The organism is Nitrospira sp. (assembly GCA_029194675.1).
Lineage (GTDB): Bacteria > Nitrospirota > Nitrospiria > Nitrospirales > Nitrospiraceae > Nitrospira_D.
Map to the genome: position 1 here is coordinate 397,512 of JARFXP010000002.1, position 19,483 is coordinate 416,994.

The following is a 19,483-nucleotide window of genomic DNA, read 5'->3' on the forward strand; positions in this document are numbered from 1 at the left end:
CTAGGACAAAGTACGAAGTATTGCCGAGAGGAGCAGTCATGGCGAAGCCAAAGCCGGAGCAGCGAAGAGGGTCCATCTCATCCTCATCTAGACGCCAGCGGCCGAGTCGCCGAGCCGCAAAGGATGCGCAAGGTCGGCAAGGCCGGAATGGGTTAGCCGCCTATTCCTACCGCGAAGACCAGATCGAGGACGCTTTGGCGACGGGCAAGGACGCCGACCTACTGAAGTCCTATTTCGGCGAGGCCCAGTATCAAGAGTTGCGAGAGCTGGCGACACAGGCTCAGCGCCGGACAGTCCGAGGTGGCCCGCGGGTGCTGATTCTGCCCGGCATCATGGGGTCGACGATCGGAAAAGGCCGTTCGATTCTTGACGATGTGTTGTGGTTTGATCCGGTGGATATTGCGCGGGGGAGGCTGAGTCAGCTGGCCCTCGATGGGTCGCCCGACAATTTCACCGCATTGGGAGCCATTCCGTTAGCCTATACAGGGTTGAGGTTGCGGTTGAAGTCGGCAGGCTTCGATGCGGAGTTTCACTATTACGACTGGCGAAAGGGCTTGGATGTGCTGGGAGAAGGATTGGTGACCCAGCTGCAAGCAGAAAGTGTAGAACAGGTTGGGCTTGTGGCGCATAGTATGGGAGGGTTGGTCGCACGAGCGGCTATCACACGGGACTCGTCCGTGACAAGGAAGATCAGTCGTCTGGTGATGCTTGGAACCCCGAACCATGGATCGTTCGCGCCGGTGCAAGCGATTCGGGCCGTCTACCCCGTGGTCAAGCAAGTCGCCGCCATCGATCTCGTGCACGATGCGGAGGAGCTGTCGTCGCTGGTGTTCACGACGTTCCCGGGTCTGTACCAGCTGCTCCCGACCAAGGAGGTGTTCAACGACGTCGATCTGTTCGAGGTCGACTCCTGGCCGACCGAAGGTCCCAAGCCGCAGCAGTCCCTCCTGGTACAGGTGCCGCCGGTTCAGCAGTCGCTCGCGCCGGCTGACGATCGATTCTTCCTCATCGCCGGAGTGAACCAGGAAACGGTCGTCGATTTGGAGTTGCGTGACAATGAATTCGTGTATCAGCAGTCCATCGAAGGTGATGGCACGGTGCCGAAAGCATTCGCTGAACTGGAGGGAACAAAGACCTATTATATAGAGGAATCACACGGCAGTCTGCCCAACAATCGCCTCGTCGCTCAAGCGACCATTGACATTCTGCAGCAGGGCGATACGTCGCTGTTGCCTCAGCAATGGGCACCGAGCCAGCGCAGCACGGCCCGCGCCCTGCCGGAGCAGGAACTCCGCACCCCGGCCTATGGGGGCCGTAAAGGGAAGGAGTTAACCGAGCAGGACATTCGGTACGCCCTGGACGGTTTTGTCGCTCCTGACAGTCGAACACAACCGGTTGTGGCTGGTGCTCCAGTCGCCGCGGCAGCAGCGCAACCAACTCTGCTTGAGCAGCCGTTGAATCAGGTCATCGTCGGACGTCGAAGACAGCATCGCCTCGACATCCGACTGGCGCTCGGCAGTATCACAGAGTTGGACAGTCGCGCCTACGTGTTGGGCATCTACCGCAATGTCGCTCCCAGCGGCCCGGCCGATGCCCTCGATGAACGGATGGGTGGGGCCATTAGAGATTTTACGGCGAGGCGAATGTTTGCCGGCAATGTGGGTGAGGTGTTCGTGATGCCGACCGGCCGCCACCCGCTCCAAGCGGACTTCATCATCTTCGTCGGGCTCGGCGACTTCGATCGGTTTAGCGATACCGTCTTGCAAGTGAGTGCCGAGAATATCGTCCGCACCTGTATCCGAACGAGCGTCGAAGAATTCGGCACGGTATTGCTGGGAGGGCGGAGCGGCCAGGACATCGACAAGGCATTGCAGGATTTATTGACCGGCTTCTTCCGTGCGTTGAAAGACACAGACGGGGACCATTGGTTCAGACGAATTACGGTTTGTGAGATGAACCAGCAGCGCTATCAAGACATTCGCTCGGCCCTCTTGCGGCTTGCGACCACTCCGCTCTTCGATGACATCGAAGTCACGTTCGATGAGGCGCGGCTCAAGCCTCCGTTGGTACCCAGCGGGCTTCGTGCATCGAAAGGCCCCGAGCCGGCTTACTTGCTGGTTCGGCAGGAGGCGCCCGATCAGGATAAGGGCATGCTCAGCTTGACGTCGTCCATCCTGACGCCTGGATCCAAGGCCAGCGTCATTACTGATACGCAACACCTTACGAACGAGGCTCTGGATCGACACTTTAAGAAGGTGGAGTCGCCGTCCTTCAGTCTTGACACGCTGACTCGATTCGGCGATGAGTTGGCGCACCTCGTGCTTCCGCAGCGAATCCTCGCCGTGCTGCCACAAATGAAACAGCAGCATCTGGTAGTGGTGCATGATGCCCCATCCTCACGGATCCCTTGGGAGACGATTCAGATCAACGGATGGGCCCCGGCGATCAGTCAGGGTTTGAGCCGGCGTTATCTTGCCGGTAACTTGTCGGTGGCCAAGTGGCTGGAACAGCGGCAGCGCACCGATAAACTCAAACTTCTCCTCGTCGTGAATCCCACTCAAGATTTGCCGGGAGCCGAGAGGGAAGGGGAGCGGATCGAGAGTCTCTTCAGCGCTCAACCGGGGGTCGTTGTCGAAAAAGTCCATGGCCCACAAGCCACGAAGTCGGCGTTGCTGAAGAAGTTCCAATCCGGCGCCTATGATGTGGTCCACTATGCCGGGCATGCGTTCTTTGATCCTCGCATGCCGGCTCGCAGCGGCATTCTGTGCCACGGGAAGGAAATATTAAATGGCGCAGATTTGGCGGCGATCGGCAATCTTCCGAGCCTGGTCTTCTTCAATGCCTGTGAAGCGGGCCGTATCAGGAAGCCGCCGGAAAAGAAGCAGCGAGACCTCGATATGGACAAGCGCATTGAGCGAGCGGTGGGATTGGCCGAGGCGTTCCTGCGCGGAGGCGTGGCGAACTACGTGGGAACGTACTGGCCAGTCGGGGACCAGGCTGCTGAAGCCTTTGCCCAAACCTTCTACATGGAATTGCTACGGCAAAAGACGATCGGCGCCGCGCTCCTGGCCGGCCGGGAAAGGGTCCGCACCGAGCTCAAATCCGTCGACTGGGCCGACTACATTCACTACGGCAGCTACGATTTCGCGCTGAAACAGGGTTAAGAGCCAAGGCAGGGCTCGCGAAGACGCTGGGGAAGCTCAAGCATGGTAAGGAAGCCGCACACCATGGAGATGCACCCTATGAGTTTCTACGACATTGACCTCGTGACCATCGACGGCAAGCCGCAGAAGATGGACGTTTATCAAAGCAAGACGCTGCTCATCGTCAATGTTGCGAGCGAGTGCGGCTTCACGCCGCAGTATCAGGGACTGCAAGCGCTCTACGACAAATTCAAAGATCGGGATTTCGTGGTGCTCGGTTTTCCCTGTAATCAGTTCGGGCACCAGGAGCCGGGCGGCGAAGCAGAGATTGAGCAGTTCTGCACTACGACCTATGGGGTCACGTTCCCGATGTTCGCAAAGATCGACGTGAACGGCGTGAATGCACACCCACTTTACCAATACCTCAAGTCGGAGAAGCCCGGGATTCTCGGTACCGAGGCGATCAAATGGAACTTCACCAAGTTCCTCGTCGGCTCCGACGGCACGGTCGTGAAGCGCTATGCGCCGAGCGATAAACCGGAGATGATCGAGGCCGACCTGGCCGCGAAGCTGTAAGCGCCCGCCAAACCCTGAGCCGTCCGCACATCTTCGCTCAAGATCTATTTCATCGCGCGAATCGTTCCACAACCTGAGCGGTGGTGGTCGAACAAGAGGGAGGGGAGTGTGCTGATATAGGAGATTCTTTCCCTTGCTCGTCGGACATAGACGAGGCTGGATTCTCGACTGCTCCTTAGTCGATCTTGCTGCGGTGTGGAACTGCCCAGGTCACACATCACGATAACCAAATCTTCAAACGCTCGGGGCAGGGATCTCATTCGCCGGATTCCTGGCTCGCTTGTGACCGTCTACGCGCCTCGGTTCAGCGCTGACGTCAGCATTCCTTTTCGCACAAGTCGATTACTGCATCGACTTCCAGTCCAAAGCGGCCTCGACCTCGCTGCACAAGTCTTACATCCGGACATTTCTGCTCCAGCCGTCGGCGAAGGAGAATCAGCCGGGTTTCCAGATTGTCCTTGATCTCGGGTAAGCCCAGCCAAGCATCCATGCGCAGTTCTCGATTCGTGAATTCTATCCGGCTCTCATCTCGATAGTGCTTGAGCAACCGCCAGAGGATCCTGGCTGGCACGTTGCGGATGAGATAGTCGCCATCTACGAAGATGCAGTCGTCTTTGTGAAAATAGCTGAACCGGCGTATAGCTGTCCGGTTGGGCATGGAGGTTGCCGACACAGATCTAACTCGATCCGTCGGCGCCTCGTCCGTGTCGCGGCTGAGTTGGTCGATCGCTGTGGCGAGATGCAGTCCGATGATGGACAGCAACGTGTTCTTGCGTGGATGAAAGGCAAGCGGATCCTTGCTCTCAACGGCCAGCACACCGACCAAGCGCCGGCGCGTCACCAATGGCACCGCGATTTGGCTGGCTGCATCGGGCAGACCTGGAAGCGGGATCGCGCGCTCGATGGCTTCCGTCTTTCCCATAGATTCGGCGCGGTCCCGTACCGCACGCGCGTATCGCAAACTGTGATCCATGGCGGATAAGTGTAAAACCCGCTGTGCACGCGCCACCATGCCGATCAAGCCTTCACCTATGCCGATCTCCGACCCGACGCCGTTCTCTGGATAGCTGTGGCTGGCGATGGTCATCAGCTTGGCGTTCCGCTCATCGGCAAGAAGGATCATCGAATGGTGGAAACCAAAGAGATCATCAAGCATCTGAAGCGACCCTTGCAACGCCTCATCCAATGTCTGCGCATGGTTCAGCCGCTCGGCGATCAAACGAAGCGACACCAAATCGGGCTCGATGAAGAGCTCGGACGGGCGTTCGGATCGCAGTGGAACAGGCAGTCTTGTGAAGCCATTCAAGCGTTCGATGCCCAGCACCTCATACACGTCGGCCGCCAGCAGGCGAAACACCTGTGTCATGCCCGAGTAGGACGCAACCACCTGGAGTTGAAGTGACATCGAGTCGAACAAAGGTCCAGTCTCTTCAGAATGGTCATACCGGAGTTGGAGTCGATAGGCGTGCAATGTTCGCGGGTCTAACACGACGACAGAGGCGAACGGATTCTCGCGGACGTTGCGATGAGTCTTGTTGAAGAATTGAAACGAAATCGCGACGTGTGTGGAGTCCACATAATAGACCTGGCTGATAAAGGTGATATTCGGCGTGCCGTCATTCGCGCAAGTGCTCAAGGCAGCTGGGACCATGCCTTGAAAGCATGCCCATAGATCCTCGATCGGCAACGATACCTGGTTCACGGTCCAATCTTCTTGCCTGCGCCGGGTCCAGGTGTTTGATCAAAGACATCGGTGACAGCGATCTCCACGGCAACGGTCGGTTCGACAATCCACCCCTCAGCCAATGTGGACGATACGCCGACGGCCGTCAGTTCGGCCGTGAAGTCCCGATGCCAACGCCGGCTCAGCTCTCGCTGAGCCGATGTCACCGGCTTGATGCTTCGGACCTGCCCCTTCAACTGGCAGGTGATATGGTCAGTGGGTCTGGTGCAGGTGACTGCGATCATGCCGTTGTCGCGCAGGTTGTCGAGCGTTTTGCCGGCGAATGTCTCGGCGAGGAAGAGCGTCAGGCTGACACGGTCCGCTGCGACATGCATCCCCCATGCGCGCGTGCATTCCGGCATCAGCGATTCATTGCGAGTGCCGACCATGACTGAGAAGCCTGTTTGAAGAAGCGTGACGACCCAATCAGGAATCATGCAATCGAGGAAGTCCGTTAGGAAAGATTTAGGCGAAGGTTAGCATAGTTTTAGGATCCGTGTCGCGGAACGGCGTGGTAGTGTCCCGCTTGCAATGTACGAAATGAGTACGTTCCAAACGAGCGAATCACACACAGGAGGAGATCATGCGATACAGGTTATACGGTTCGATGGCGTTCCTATCCATAGCGGTTGCGTCACTGTCGGCCTGGGCAGGCGACCGTCAGAGTGCCGCAGCGCTGCCCGGCGGGGACGGATCGGTGGTGTTTGTGGCCCACGACTACAGCTTCAGCGGCCCCGACCGTCTGACTGCCGGTCTTACGACCGTTCGGATCGTGAATGAAGGGCGAGACCTTCACCACATCCAGTTCTTAAAGCTGCTGCAAGGGAAATCGGCGGCTGACTTCCGTGCGGCCATTGCAGCCGATCCACATCATCTGCCCGACTGGGTGCAATATGCCGGTGGACCGAATGCGCACCAAGAGAACAATTCGGCATCCGCCACGGTGAACCTGACGGAAGGCGACTATGTGCTCATCTGCTGGATTCCGGATAAGAACGGTGTGCCTCACGTTGCGCTGGGGATGCAGAAGGTGCTGTCCGTGCGAGGAGGAAAGCCAGTGAGGGTCTCGCAGCAGAAACCGTCAGTGACCATCACGCAAGTGGATTATCAATTCATACTTTCAAAACGAGTGGAGTCCGGACTTCAGACGATCGAGGTTGTGAATCACGGGACTCAACCCCATGAAGTCGTGGTGGTGCGGCTGGCGACCGGCGCAACGGTTCAGGATGTGATCGCCTCGTTCGAACCCGGTGCTTCGGGTCCGCCACGGGGTGCCTTGGTGAGCGGAATTACAGGCATTAAAAAAGGAGCGCGCATGTCCTTTACCGGAGAATTCGAAACGGGGAGGTACGGCCTCATCTGTTTTGTGCCGGATACGGTCACCGGACGACCGCATTTTCTTCATGGCATGACCACCGAATTCACTGTGGAATGAATGATAGATAAGGCGGATCCAAACTTCAGAAGGCGCAAGGGCCGGTCAGAGCACGGAATCTGACCGGCTTTTCTTGCCCATGTTGGCTATCCCTCACACCGGACGCATCTGTCATCCTTGTGTGGTACGGAGGTTTGGAATAACCGGACTTCTGACGAGTGGAACAGACCGCGCGAATCGTTCTACAACCTGAGCAGTCGTGGCGACTTCGCCGAAGATGCCGCCTTCCACACCGATCATGGCCAATGCAGCCTTGTGTAAGGCTGCATCACCCGAAGTGCAGGCATCACTCACCGTGATACATCGGTATCCAAGGTCGACCGCAGAACGCAGCGTTGAGCTGACGCACACCTCCGTGGTGACGCCTGTGATGATGAGCGTTTCGATACTGCGCTTGGTCAGCGCCTGTTGCAGTGTGGTGTGAGAGAACGCACTATAACCGGGCTTGTCGATGACGATCTCACCGGTCTTTGGGCGTAAGCTCTCGACGAAATCGTGCCCGACTTCTCCACGCACCAGCCGGCGTCCGAGCGGCCCTTTCGAGCCGATTTCCGCACCGGCCCTTCGGCTGCATTCCAGCCTATATGGGGGACAATCGGAAAGGTCAGGCACATGGCCTTCTCGGGTATGCACGATCAACAGCCCGGCTGCCCGTCCCACTGCGAGCAGCTTTTCAATCGGACGGATGGTCGCGATCAGAGGCGTGATGTTGAGCCCCGCCTGTGCCGCGTACCCTTCCGGCAGGAGAAAATCACGCTGCATGTCGATCACCAGTAAGGCCGTCCGTGCGGGCATCAGAGAATCGAGGAGATTCGTCGGAGAACGGTCCATACCATATGATTTTCCCGGGAAGGCTCCCAAGTTACCAAGCAAGGCGGCAACCCCGATGTCGGCTGCGACTTTGCTTCCGTGAACAAGAATGTCGCGCCGCGATGGGCCATCCTCGCTCGTAGACGTCTGGTCTCCAACTATAGGATCGGTCTTATTGGATTGCTTCGATCTCATCGCTTACTTTTTATTGCAGCGAAGGTCCGTCTTCTGAATCGCTGCAATTTTCTCATCGTCGAAGGGGATTGGAGCACAGCCGTGTCCCTTTTCACAAACGAAGTCGAATTTCGCCGCCGGTTGATGACAACTTAAACATGTGACCCCCTGAGAATGATTAACGACATTCTCTCCTCGCTCTTTGATCTTGGTCCCCTCCTTGGAGACCTCCAGGTCGAAAAATTCCCAGCCGTTCGTCGTGGGAAACCTCTCACGCGGATGCTTCACCATGGCTTCAAACGGAATAAGCTGAAGGACGGTGCCGACTGGATATTCCTTGTCCGGCACGCTGTCGCGGAAGATCCGCATCGCCTCTTTCAACTTCTTCGGATCGTCGTGCTTGAAATACGTATTTCTGACCTTCGGCCAGTCGAGGATGCAGCCAAAGGTTTGCTCGGTTACCGTGATATCTTGAGCCAACACGCCGGACACGATGAACAAGCCGAGTCCGGCAGCAAGGATGGTCCGTTTCAAGACACAGGCTGAAAGCCGGCCGATGATCGCGATCCTATGACGCATGTGGTGTACTCCTTTCATGGTCATTCCTCGGAAACACTCAGACAGCCCCTTGTGCCGAGGGGGTAAACGTCGCCGCATGCTTCCCGATGAACTCCTGGACGCTCAGCGGCCTCTGGCCCGTTAGCGTGAGCACGTCGTCGGACATACGATCGTCACGTCCCGCGCGGTGCAGATCGGCCATGGTCGTGAGGTGGTTCACCAGATGAGCCGGCAGGCTGTGCTTGAGCAGCCTGTCCCGCCACGCCCCGACCGGAATGTCCTGATAGGTGATCGGGCGGCTGAGCGCCTTCGGGTACTCCCGCGCAAAGAACTCTATATTTTCGGACTGCGGACCCGTCAGGTGATGGGGGAGCTTGCGGATGAGATCCCCCATGCCCCAGAAACAACCGCCGGCCAATATCGCTGTTTCAGTTCGGCTCACGGAAGTACTTCTTTTGTCGTGTGCCTGTCCCTTCGTCGAAAGTCGTCTTTTCAGGCAGATCAACCCCCGGCGTTCCGCAACGAGAGGGCGTTGATGCAGAAGCGTAATCCGCTCGGTTCAGGCCCATCTGGAAACACATGGCCGAGATGAGCATCGCATACATTGCACGTCGTCTCGATCCGGTTCATGTCATAGCTGTCATCCTGATGATAGGCGATCACGCCCGGCGCCACGGGCTGGGTGAAACTGGGCCAACCGGAATGGCTCTGATACTTCCGTGTCGCATCGAACAGTACGGTATCACAGCAAAGACACCGATACTGTCCTGGCTCGAACAGCCGACACATGTCCGAGCTGTGTGCCCGCTCAGTCCCCTTCAGACGTGTCACGCGGAATTGGTCGTCGGTGAGGAGCGCACGCCACTGCGCCTCCGTCTTTTCTACTCGACGCGGCGGCAGAGGATTGCCGTGACGGGCTAAGCGGACCACATCGTCCCATTGCAAAATTTCCGCTGAAAAGGAATCGCCCTTCGCGCGGTCGGCTGTGGTGGAACGGTCCTCATCCTGCATCATAGATCCTCCGTTCAACGGCCAGATGAGGCACGCTTCATGTACCACAGATTGGTATGCATGGTAGACCTCCATACCGCCGAGATCTGCTCTAGTAGTCGACCAAGCGCGCCCAGTCGGCGGCTTTGAAGGCGTCCGCGCGGTTGGGGCGCGGCGGATAGATCCACTGCGTGTTGATCTCGCGCTTCATCGCCTTGGCCTTGTCGCCGCTCATCTCGACCTTGGCGTCCCAGCCTCTAGTGAACACGGCGCCGGGCGGGCCAAGATCGAGGCAGGTGACGTAGTTCTTCTGTCGATATGGCTCCAGCGGCACGCCGAGCAGGTCCGCCGCCGCGTTGAACCCGGCGGAGGCACCGAGCCGGTTGGCGTGCTGACACGACATGAGTGCTTGGTGCCCCAGGTCGTCCGTCGCCGCCTGCGCGGTGTCGCCGGCTGCGAAGATCGTCGGCACCGCGGCAACGCGCAGATTGCGGTCAACCACCAGTCGGCCGGAGCGATCGCGCTCAGCCGGGACCTGCGCGGTGAGTGGACTCGCGTGGAAGCCGCCCGCCCAGATCACGGTGGCGCTCTCAATGGACTGCCCGTCGCTCAGCGTGACTCCGCTCTCGTTCAGCGCCGAGACGCCCACGCCGAGCCTGGTTGTCACGCCGGCCTCGCGCAGCGCCTTCTCGATCAGCGGACGCGGATTGGGGCCCATCGCTGGCGCGATGGCTTCGTTGCGGTCGACGATGATGACGCGGACGTTTGCCTTTGGCCCGAGGATAGCGCGCAGGCGCGATGGCATTTCGGTCGCCACCTCGATGCCGGTGAAGCCGCCACCCGCGACGACCACTGTGTCCCGGGCGGCAGAAGATGGCCGGTTCGCCAAGGCGTTGAGGTGGTGGTCGAGCGCAATCGCGTCGTCGAGCTGATCGACGGTGAAGCCGTACTTGGCAAGGCCTGGGATGTCCGGCTTGAACCCTTGACTGCCGGCAGCCAGCACCAGGCAGTCGTAGGGCAGCGGGCGCCGCATCCCGTCGGGCCCGACGACCACGGCCGACTTGCTGGCGGAGTCGATGACGTCGATCCGGCCCCGTTCGTATAGGACGTCGATGGCCTCGAACACTTCAGCGAGCGATGCCACCATGGTCTCGGGTGCGGGCTCGTACAGGCGGGGGCGGATCACCAGCCGCGGCTCCGGCGCAACGACGACGATCTCAAGAGTGTCGGACGAGACGCCTTGCTCGTTGCGCAGGCGCGCAGCGGACAGGGCTGCATACATGCCGGCGAAGCCGGCACCGATGATCAAGATGCGCTTCATGGTTGGATACCTCCTGTTTCGGTTGGTCGATGTGAAGCATGAATGGAAGCGCCTCGGGGACACCAGCTTGATGCAGCCGTATTGCTTTCATGGGAAGCCCCCTCCGCGTGACCTTCCATATGACTCTTTTATCAGAGCTGGTTCATGCCGCCGTCCAATGTGTTCTGCATGTCTTGATCCATTACTACACGCATGGGGTGGGGGTATATCGCTCTCGTTTGGCCATGTTGTTCATGATTGCTTCCTAAACAAGAAGAACAGTGTGGTGCATCGATCCCATGTGCCGTTACCGCGCGCCTCCGGCGAAGAACTGCTCGCGCGTGATCTTGCTGTCCTTGACCGTATAGATACCGACCTCTTCCACCGTGATCTGTTGGCCGGTGGCTTTGGGGGTGACTTCGAAGGTGAAGTGAACCGCGAACTGATTGGGACCGTTGAAGAATGGACCGCGGACCTTTTCTCCGCTGATGGGATTTTGGGCTTGAAAGCGCTCGGACTTCTGGATGACCGGTGTCTTGCCGGCAGTTTCCTCGCCGTTAGGCTCGACGGACACGATGTCGGGAGCGTACATCGTCTGCATCACGTCGAAGTTCTTACCCTGGTTGCACATCTCCACAAACTGGCCGGCAATGGTTTGAAGGCTCATAGTGCACTCCTTTCTAGAAGAATTGCTCGCTGCGTTCTTGTGTGGCACTGGCTTGGGGTCCGGTAGCCATAGCACACCTCCGCAGTAAGGTGATGGGTTGTGGTACTGCGCAGACCGATCCTCATCGGTCCTGTCACATCAATGGAAATCAATCGCGTGGAAGGTTTCGCAAGCCGTGTCATAGCAAGAAGTGCTTAACTCGACCGCCTTTCTCATGGAGTAGGGCAGTCGCGCCTCAGGTGGTCGCAGGCGGGTGTAGAATTCAAAGTATGAACTTCTTCAACAGGCACTGTCAAAGAGCGTGAATGGAAATTATGAAGCTGCCTGGCTCACCTTTCCCCACTCAATCGTCTTGGCCCACTCCGTAAACGTGGTGAGCGGGATACCGAATTGCTGCTTCAGCTTGGGAATGTCGATCGCGTAGCCGACCTCGTTGAACCAGCGGAACATCACCGCGAAGTCATGTCCCATAGCGCCCTCGGCCTGGTCCAATGGAACCTCTTGGAAGCTGATCGGTCTGCCCATGGTCTTTGTCAAAATGGCAGCGGTCTCGGGGATGGTGAGTTCATCACCCGCCAGGTCGATCGCTTGGCCGATGAAATCCTTGGGGCGCATGAACGCTGCCGCACTGAAAGCACCGATGTCCTTGAGAGCGACCATGGCCAGCTTTCTGGCCGGTCTCATGGGCAATGTGAGGATGCCCTCAGCCGAAGGCTTCGCAAACGTGGTGAAATTGTCCATGAACCAGACCGGCCGCAGAATCGTCGCCGGCAATCCGATCTTCTGAATATGCTGCTCCACCTTCCACTTGCTCTCAAAATGCGGAATGCCGGTATGGCGATGCGCACTTCCGACGGACGTATAGACGTAATGCGTGATCCCGGCTTGCTTGGCCGCATCGGCCAGCATGATCCCTTGGCGCACCTCGACATCCATACCCGCCTCGAAGGGGGTGGACATGGCAAAGACGCCGTTCACGCCGCGCAACGCGAGTTGTAAAACAGCCTGGTTTGTGAGATCGCCTTGCACGATTTCCGCTCCAGCCTTGGCTAGCGCCTTAGCCTTCTCCGGATGCCGCGTCATCACGCGAACCTTTTGCCCCTTCGCGATCAGCGCCCGCGCAACCGCTCCACCCTGCTGCCCTGTCGCCCCGGTCACCAATATCGGATTGTTTGAGGCTGTCATAGCCACCCTCCTTTGTTTTGACACACCAAGGAAAATGGAATTCTCGTTACGCTTTCATAAAATTTGGCACAAATCGAATCGTAATGCACCCCGAAAAAACTTGGACAGGGTACTTGATGGTTTGAAACAGTGTTTGGAGAGCTAGATCGAGACGGTCGCTCCAGGCAAGCACCTAGCAGAGGCCATAGGCGAGAGTGGAACAGAAGAAGCTGTCGAGGCTAAATATGTTGTGGCGGCAGAGCTGCATCGAGCAGAGTACGGTGTTTCCTCAATGCTGCTTGCGCCTTGGCAACAGTGGATAGGGCAAAGGTGACGGTGTCGCCAGGACTCAATTGAGCTGCAAGGGGCAGATCAGCTGAGATCACCACGGCGATCTTGGGGTACCCTCCGGTTGTCTGTCGGTCGGCCATCAGAAGAATTGGTTGTTCGTCTTGAGGGACTTGCAAGGCGCCCATCGCGGTGCAGTCGGAGATGAATTGAGCCCGCTCCTTGTGGACGAGCGGTGGTCCGCTGAGACGATACCCCATCCGATTGGATTGCGGAGTGACCCTGTAGGAGGAACCGGTTAGGGTCGTGAATGATGCGGCCCGAAAAGAATCTTGTTGAGGACCCGGGATGATGCGTAGAGTCGCCGATCGGCTGTAGCGAGGGATCAACCGATCCGGAAGCCGTTTCCCAACCAAACGGTCTACGGATTCAGTGGGCCTCCCGCCGCACAAGATGTCTCCCTGTTTCAATGGCCTTCCCTGGACCCCACCCATCTCGCTTGCGCAGTGTGTCGAACGGCTGCCCAGAATCCATGGGACGTCGATGCCGCCGGCGATCGCCAGGTATGCGCGAGCCCCAGCTCGCTGATTGCCAAAACTCAGTCGGCTGCCACGTGAGACCTCGAGGCTTTCCCAAAGCGGGACACTGTTGTGATCGATGGTCGGGGAGAGGTCTGCTCCGGTGATGGCAATGACAGTCTCTCGCTCGAACAGAAGCTCAGGTCCTTTCAAGGTCAATTCGAGCACTGCCGCATGATCGGGATTTCCCACCAGGCGATTGGCGACGATTGCGGAATAGCAGTCCATCGCGCCGGCGACAGGGACTCCATACTGTTGATAGCCGTATCGTCCCAGGTCCTGCACCGTGGTCAACCAACCGCCCTTCACCACGACAAAGCTGGTAGGCTGATGATGCCTCACGCTTGTGCCTTGATGCGTATGCCTGCCGATGCGATCTCGCTTCGAATGAGCCGGACGAACTCGACGGCGCGCGGAGTATCCGCGTGCATGCACAGACTGTCGGCATGCAACAACACCAGTCGGTCATCGATGCTGGTCACGTAGCCGTTCAGGATTTCGCGCAATTGCCGGCGCACCTCCTGTTCGGTCTGCAGCAGCGCGCCTGACTCAGAGCGTGAGACGAGTGTGCCGTCGGCGCAATAGGCTCGATCGGCAAAGGCCTCCTGGACAACCACCAACCCTGCGTTTTTGCCGCTCGTCACGAGGACTGATCCCGCGAGCGCAAAGAGCAGAAGCTGTGGATCGAATGTCGCCACGGCTCGTGCCACTTCATCGGCCGTGGCCCGATCCCTGGCAGCCAAGTGATACAGCGCTCCATGAAGTTTCACATGGGTGAGTCTCAGATGATCTCGCGTCAGCACATCGGTCAGTGCCGTCAATTGCCTGGACACTAACGATGCGACCTCATCGGGAGAAGTTCGACGATCCCGGCGACTGAAATCTTCGGCGTCCGGAAATCCCGGATGCGCGCCGATTGCGATTCCGTGTTGTGCAGCTAGCGTTGCCGTCCTGCGCATGAGGTCGGGATTGCCGGCATGAACGCCGCACGCGATATTGACCGACGTGATCAGCGGCATGAGTTCAGCTTCACAAGCCAGAGCCTCCGCGCTCTCGTACTCACCCATGTCACTGTTCAAATCAATGGTTGTCATGTGGTGTCTCATGGCTCAGACGATCGAATTCAGCTCGATCGATCGGCTTGAATTGGACCACGTCCCCTGGCTTCAGCAGAAAAGGGTTTCCGCCGGTCTTGTAATACAGGCAGGTCGGAGTCCGTCCGATCAGGCGCCAGCCGCCCGGTGTCGTGGTCGGGTAAATGCCGGTCTGACGGTCGGCAATGCCGACTGACCCGGCCGGGACCTTGGCGCGGGGCGTGGACAGGCGCGGCATGGCTAAGCGCTCGGGGACCAATCCCAAATAGGGAAAGCCAGGGCTGAATCCGAGCATGTAGACACGATAGCGGATCGAGACGTGCAACCTGACGGCCTGAGCCGGTGGCAGGCGGGCGAAAGTCGCAACGTCCTCCAAGTCCGGCCCTCCTTCGCCGCCAGAGAGAACGGGAATCTCATGCAACGTTCCCTGCGATTCGGTGTCGTTTGACTCCGGTCGAGGCAAGGTTTTCAGTCTGTCGACCAAGACGACCGACTTCCAGTGAAGGGGATCGAAGTGGATTGTGACCGACCGATAGGTTGGTACGACATCAAGAATGTCGTTCCAGCCTTGGTCAACAACGGTTTTTGCAAAGGCGACGGCGCGGGCATTGATCCGGGGATCGATCTCATCGCCGAACTCCACGGTGATCGCGGAGTCGCCGAGCGGCGCAAGACGGAATATTTCTTTGGATGTTCGATTCGGACGTCTTGAAGGATAGGAAGGAGACATTCGTCACGCCATAGCTGATCCCTTCTAACCGGTTTGCGGCAGCAGGTAAAGAAGTTAACGAGACCAAGAAGACTCCAAGATTTGACAGGTTCATGCGTGAGTCGTAGTCTGTGCGCGAGTTGATAACCTAGGACAATGTACGTAATTCTGGTAGGTCGGAGCAAGAGAACCGTGGGATTGGCGGCGGCGTGGCAAATTACGTGGGAACGTACTGGCCCGTCGGGGACCAATCGGCTGAAGCGTTTGCGCAAACCTTCTACATGGAATTGCTAGGGCAGAAGACGATCGGCGCCGCACTCCTGGCCGGCCGAGAAAGGGTCGCACCGAGCTCAAATCCGTCGATTGGGCCGACTACATTCATTACGGCAGCTACGATTTCGCGCTGAAACAGGCGTAAGACGCATGTTATCGGGTATGCGCCTCAAATAATAGGAGTGCTTCGCGGGCTTCGCTCATCAGGACGAGTCGTCCATCTTCGGCCTTCCAGTATCTCGTCCTTTCAAGACCATTCAAAAATGCCCGCTCCTGTTCCATGAGCCCTGGGCAGAGCTTTCGCGTGGTGGCTAAGCCGACAAATCTCACATTCCGGCCCTCTAATTCGTAGTGACCATGCAAGCCATTGCAGCCTGTAAAGCCCTCTACTTTTCGGCCATCTGAAACGAGGCGCGCATGGGCCCTGGGTCCTGAACCTGCCTGGACTAGGCGATCGTCGTTCTTGATGAGCCTCCACTCACGGTCGAAGAGGTCCATCTGCTGCATCGTTTCATTCACGATCCGGCCGGGCGTTCGGTCGTGCGATGTTCCCTCACGAGGAAGCGCAGAGAGTTCTTCCCCGAGCGGCCATAGAAGCAGGCCGCTCGGGCCGACGGCATTATACACCGGGGCGAACCGACTGACCTCGATGCCGGTGAGGGCCATGCCCAAAATGGTAAGGCTGATGAGCGCAGGCGTCATGGCTCACTTGGTATGGTCATTGATCCACTTCACGTATTTTGACACGCGAGCATAGACGCCCGGCTTATCCTCTCTTGCGCAACCTTCTCCCCAGCTCACCACACCGGCCAGCGCATACAGGTCGTTGTCCATTTTTACCGCCAGTGGGCCTCCGCTGTCCCCTTGGCACGAATCCACCCCACCTTCCTGATGTCCCGCGCACAGCATGTTGTCGGTGATGGCGCCGTCATAGGAACCCTGGGCGTTGCATGTTTTCCTGTCCACAACAGGCACGGTCGCGCGCTGGAGCTTCGGCGAGACCTCACCATTCTCCTTCGTGTATCCCCATCCGGTGATGAGGACCGTTTCACCGGCTTTCACCTTCGACTTTTCTTCCTGCGCAGTGATCAGGCGTATGGGCGCGCGCAGGCTCGAGGCCTTCACGCGTCTGGAGAGCTTCAGCAAGGCGACGTCGTTGTCATTGGTGTTCGCGTTGTATTTGCCGTGGATGATGATTTGTTTGACCGAACTTCTTTTCCCACCCGACCGAAGATCATCGGTCCCTGAGATGATGTCGATTTGATCCGGTATGGTGCCTCGACTGACGCAATGGGCCGCCGTCAGGACCCAGTTGGGTTTGATCAGAGATCCTCCGCAGAAGTGTCCGGTCAGGTTTGAGGTGGATTCCGCCGCGACGATCGACACCTGCCATGGGGTGTCCTTGATCTCCGCGTCCTCGCCTCCGACGATCCGTGGGCGAAACCGGATTCCTTCCAAGTGTCCCTTGCCTTCCGACCGGCTCACGGCGTCGATCAGCGGCACCGACCCCTTTTCTTCCAGTTCAGCCACGGCCTTTTTGTATGACTCTTCCTTGACCGGCACCCCCGCGATGGCCGGAACGCCGATCAACAATGTGACGATGAGCATCAGGATCGACATCGTTCGCCTCCTTTTCTTTCTGAGAATGGTCCCGCGCGTCACTTGGTGCCCATGACGATACCCTGCCCAGGGTAGAGTTCACCTCTATAGGTGATTCATCCTATGAAGTCAACCGCATCCATGCTAAAAGTTCGCAGAAGCGAAAAGCGGAGTACAACAAAGGGATCAGCCCCCTTGTTGTGTCCCCTTTACCAGTTTGCGAACCTTAGTCGTCGCGATGTAACAGCTCGTTCAGTCGTTGTCGGCCAAGGGACAAGTCGAATGGTGCTACCTTGTCAGTTCGGCGAGGAAGTCGGCCAACGAAATGATGGCGATGTCCGCGTGGCGCTTGAGCGACAGGAGATGTCGATCGCCGGAAACAATCCGCGCCGCCTGCGCAGCAATCGCGCATTCGAGAATACAATTATCCGGTTCGTCCTTCAAGAGGTGAAGGGTGGGGCGGGGGCGCAGCACGGTAGCCGTCTGACTGATCTCCTGTACCGCATGCCGAACCTTGTCTTCCGCCCAATCGAACTTCGTTTGGAGCACTCTCGCAGTTTCTGTCAGGATCGCAACCGAGGTGAACAGCTCGAACCGGCCTTGGATTGCATGGAGGTATGCCTCCTCGGCGGTACCGCCCGGAATGGCAAAGGCCGAGATGTAGATATTTGTATCAAAGACGACGCGCACGATCAGCGGCCTTGAAACACCAGTTTCTCCACGTCGCCTTCGGTCAGCACCCCTTTCTTCCTGGCTTGCTTCGCTCCGTATCGCTGTATCTCATGGAACTGTGCTTCGCGTCGCTGCCGCTCATAGACAGCGAACATCTCCCGAAAGAGCTGGCTCTTGTTTTTCGCCTCTGCTTTGGCAAGCCGTTCAAAGTTCTCGGCGAGGTTGGACGGGAGTGAAACCGTAACCGGTACACGCGCGCGTTTCATGAGAGCCTCCTGTATGACAAAATCATACAGGGTCTATTGGGGAGAGGTCAAACGTCGAGGTGAAAGGGATGGGCTGGAAAAACAGGGACATCTGGGTTTTTGCGGCGCCTGAGTAGTCCAATAGCAAGGAATCAGTCCGTCAGTGAGGGTGTAGGTATGGGCGTGGCAGAGGAAGATATCGACGTCGCCGGCGAGGCCGGCCCGGGTCCGGCTCTACGCCCACATGCCTATCAGGAACACTCATGGCGAATCATGTTCGGCTACTCGTGGGACCGGAACAGGAGGGGGCATGGGGCTCGTTCAGGCAGAGCGTGAGGCTTACTTTCATCGAGGCCGTCGGACGGCCCGGCGGGCCAGGGGATAGAGCAGCAGCCGGAGCATCGGTTTCGTGTAGATCTTCGACCAAAAGGCCCTTTGATTCCGGGCTCGGCTGCTGAGGCGCACGAGGAGGTCATACCCTGGTTGTCCCATGAATTCGTACCAGTAGCGGTTGATCAGCGAGGTCCGCAGCTGACCGCCCAATGTGGTGCGACACAACCGATCGTATTGCGATCCTTCAATGATACTGCGGGCCGCGAGGGAGCCGGAGACCATCGCCTGCCTGATGCCGAAGCCGAACAGACAATCCTGTAATCCCGCCGCCTCGCCGACGTAGTGTCGTCGGCCACTGATCAACGGCCTGGTCAGGTCAAACGTGCCGTAGCCGCCGAAGTGATGCACGTTGCGCATCGTGAGCCCCACGAGATCCTGAACACGGTCTATGGTTCGCTCCAGACAGGCTTTTCCCGCTGCAAACTGATCGTAGAGCACCGTGGCCAACGTGCCTCGTCCGTCCGCGACCAGCAGGTAGGCATAGCCCTTGGGGGCGAGCCGGTTATCCAGCAGCACGGCCGCTTGCTCATGCATGTCGGTGCCGAAGACACAGCCGACAGCGATCGCGCAAGCCTGGCGGGGTCCCATCGCGACAATATCCGTTTCTGCTTCCGTCAGAACACTCTCAAAGCGAATGTCCACCCCGAGATCGAGCGCCTGCCGCTTCAGCGCGCTGTCCAGAGAACCGGGCTTCGCGCCTCGTCGAATGAGGTAGGCATGGGGTTCTGCAAACGTCACGTGCGCGGCGCTGCGCGGGCCGTACGACGACAAGCGGGTGATCGGTCGGCAGTAAAAGTCAGGCTGGATTCCGAGTCGGCGAATTGTGTCCAGGGCATCTTCTTCCGAGGTCCAGTTCTCCAACGCCTGATAATCGTCGCAGAACCGCATGCCCACGTCCGGCCGGCGCTCGTGCACGACGACCTGATGCCCTGCACGGGCCAAGGTGATCGCAGCGGTTAAGCCGGCGGGGCCGGCTCCTGCGATCGTGATGGTCCGAGACTGCCGCATGGGCGGAGGATTATAAACAGCCCTGGGGTCGGCGTAAACGGAGTTCGAGAAGACATAGCGGTCAGAGGCCAAGACAGACTTGAA

At 58.3% G+C, this 19,483-nt stretch carries 21 protein-coding genes; 4 read left to right on the forward strand and 17 right to left on the reverse strand.

Going from position 1 to position 19,483, the window contains the following annotated elements:
• Positions 1-38: 38 nt before the first annotated feature.
• The gene (locus tag P0120_10750; protein MDF0674797.1) at positions 39-3,164 is read left to right on the forward strand and encodes a CHAT domain-containing protein; all 3,126 of its coding nucleotides are present in this window, start codon (positions 39-41) and stop codon (positions 3,162-3,164) included.
• Positions 3,165-3,242: 78 nt separating this feature from the next.
• Complete coding sequence (locus tag P0120_10755) at positions 3,243-3,719, forward strand: glutathione peroxidase (GenBank protein MDF0674798.1); 477 nt, start codon at positions 3,243-3,245, stop codon at positions 3,717-3,719.
• A gap of 316 nt (positions 3,720-4,035) precedes the next feature.
• Here P0120_10755 and P0120_10760 read toward each other — a convergent pair whose 3' ends face one another.
• Entirely contained in the window at positions 4,036-5,421 is a 1,386-nt protein-coding gene (locus tag P0120_10760) for a GAF domain-containing protein (GenBank protein MDF0674799.1), read from the reverse strand.
• Entirely contained in the window at positions 5,418-5,879 is a 462-nt protein-coding gene (locus tag P0120_10765; protein MDF0674800.1) for a hypothetical protein, read from the reverse strand. The genes P0120_10760 and P0120_10765 overlap by 4 nt, the downstream gene beginning before the upstream one ends.
• Positions 5,880-6,025: 146 nt before the next feature.
• Here P0120_10765 and P0120_10770 point away from each other — a divergent pair, with 146 nt between their 5' ends.
• A complete protein-coding gene (locus P0120_10770) occupies positions 6,026-6,877 on the forward strand; it encodes a hypothetical protein (GenBank protein MDF0674801.1) in 852 nt (283 codons plus the stop codon).
• A gap of 111 nt (positions 6,878-6,988) precedes the next feature.
• On the opposite strand, the gene P0120_10775 is transcribed toward P0120_10770, so the two are convergent.
• The 10 genes from P0120_10775 to pxpB all read right to left on the reverse strand — a co-directional run bounded on the left by P0120_10775 (position 6,989) and on the right by pxpB (position 15,230).
• Positions 6,989-7,882 (reverse strand): cysteine hydrolase, encoded by an 894-nt coding sequence (locus P0120_10775; protein MDF0674802.1) that lies wholly within the window; start codon positions 7,880-7,882, stop codon positions 6,989-6,991.
• 3 nt (positions 7,883-7,885) lie between these two features.
• A complete protein-coding gene (locus P0120_10780; GenBank protein MDF0674803.1) occupies positions 7,886-8,440 on the reverse strand; it encodes a hypothetical protein in 555 nt (184 codons plus the stop codon).
• A gap of 37 nt (positions 8,441-8,477) precedes the next feature.
• Entirely contained in the window at positions 8,478-8,861 is a 384-nt protein-coding gene (locus P0120_10785; protein ID MDF0674804.1) for a hypothetical protein, read from the reverse strand.
• Between the two features lie 59 nt (positions 8,862-8,920).
• The gene (msrB, locus tag P0120_10790) at positions 8,921-9,433 is read right to left on the reverse strand and encodes a peptide-methionine (R)-S-oxide reductase MsrB (GenBank protein MDF0674805.1); all 513 of its coding nucleotides are present in this window, start codon (positions 9,431-9,433) and stop codon (positions 8,921-8,923) included.
• 88 nt (positions 9,434-9,521) lie between these two features.
• Positions 9,522-10,730 (reverse strand): NAD(P)/FAD-dependent oxidoreductase, encoded by a 1,209-nt coding sequence (locus P0120_10795; GenBank protein MDF0674806.1) that lies wholly within the window; start codon positions 10,728-10,730, stop codon positions 9,522-9,524.
• 286 nt (positions 10,731-11,016) lie between these two features.
• On the reverse strand, positions 11,017-11,376 hold the full coding sequence (locus P0120_10800) for a nuclear transport factor 2 family protein (GenBank protein MDF0674807.1): 360 nt from the start codon (positions 11,374-11,376) through the stop codon (positions 11,017-11,019).
• Positions 11,377-11,688: 312 nt separating this feature from the next.
• Complete coding sequence (locus tag P0120_10805; GenBank protein ID MDF0674808.1) at positions 11,689-12,561, reverse strand: NmrA/HSCARG family protein; 873 nt, start codon at positions 12,559-12,561, stop codon at positions 11,689-11,691.
• A gap of 218 nt (positions 12,562-12,779) precedes the next feature.
• A complete protein-coding gene (locus P0120_10810) occupies positions 12,780-13,748 on the reverse strand; it encodes a biotin-dependent carboxyltransferase family protein (GenBank protein MDF0674809.1) in 969 nt (322 codons plus the stop codon).
• Positions 13,745-14,500, reverse strand: a complete 756-nt coding sequence (locus P0120_10815; GenBank protein MDF0674810.1) for a LamB/YcsF family protein — start codon at positions 14,498-14,500, stop codon at positions 13,745-13,747. Before P0120_10815 ends, P0120_10810 begins: the two co-directional genes overlap by 4 nt.
• Complete coding sequence (gene pxpB / locus P0120_10820; protein ID MDF0674811.1) at positions 14,487-15,230, reverse strand: 5-oxoprolinase subunit PxpB; 744 nt, start codon at positions 15,228-15,230, stop codon at positions 14,487-14,489. Before pxpB ends, P0120_10815 begins: the two co-directional genes overlap by 14 nt.
• Before the next feature lie 188 nt (positions 15,231-15,418).
• Here pxpB and P0120_10825 point away from each other — a divergent pair, with 188 nt between their 5' ends.
• Positions 15,419-15,616, forward strand: a complete 198-nt coding sequence (locus tag P0120_10825) for a hypothetical protein (protein ID MDF0674812.1) — start codon at positions 15,419-15,421, stop codon at positions 15,614-15,616.
• A 19-nt stretch (positions 15,617-15,635) separates the two neighbouring features.
• Here P0120_10825 and P0120_10830 read toward each other — a convergent pair whose 3' ends face one another.
• The 5 genes from P0120_10830 to P0120_10850 all read right to left on the reverse strand — a co-directional run bounded on the left by P0120_10830 (position 15,636) and on the right by P0120_10850 (position 19,399).
• The gene (locus tag P0120_10830; protein MDF0674813.1) at positions 15,636-16,184 is read right to left on the reverse strand and encodes an META domain-containing protein; all 549 of its coding nucleotides are present in this window, start codon (positions 16,182-16,184) and stop codon (positions 15,636-15,638) included.
• 3 nt (positions 16,185-16,187) lie between these two features.
• Entirely contained in the window at positions 16,188-17,102 is a 915-nt protein-coding gene (locus tag P0120_10835; GenBank protein ID MDF0674814.1) for a serine protease, read from the reverse strand.
• Positions 17,103-17,369: 267 nt separating this feature from the next.
• Positions 17,370-17,771, reverse strand: coding sequence for a putative toxin-antitoxin system toxin component, PIN family (locus tag P0120_10840; GenBank protein ID MDF0674815.1), 402 nt, complete (start codon positions 17,769-17,771; stop codon positions 17,370-17,372).
• 2 nt (positions 17,772-17,773) lie between these two features.
• On the reverse strand, positions 17,774-18,019 hold the full coding sequence (locus tag P0120_10845) for a ribbon-helix-helix domain-containing protein (GenBank protein ID MDF0674816.1): 246 nt from the start codon (positions 18,017-18,019) through the stop codon (positions 17,774-17,776).
• A 324-nt stretch (positions 18,020-18,343) separates the two neighbouring features.
• Positions 18,344-19,399 carry an NAD(P)/FAD-dependent oxidoreductase gene (locus P0120_10850; protein MDF0674817.1) on the reverse strand — a complete coding sequence of 352 codons (1,056 nt, stop codon included), beginning with the start codon at positions 19,397-19,399 and terminating at the stop codon, positions 18,344-18,346.
• Positions 19,400-19,483: the final 84 nt, after the last annotated feature.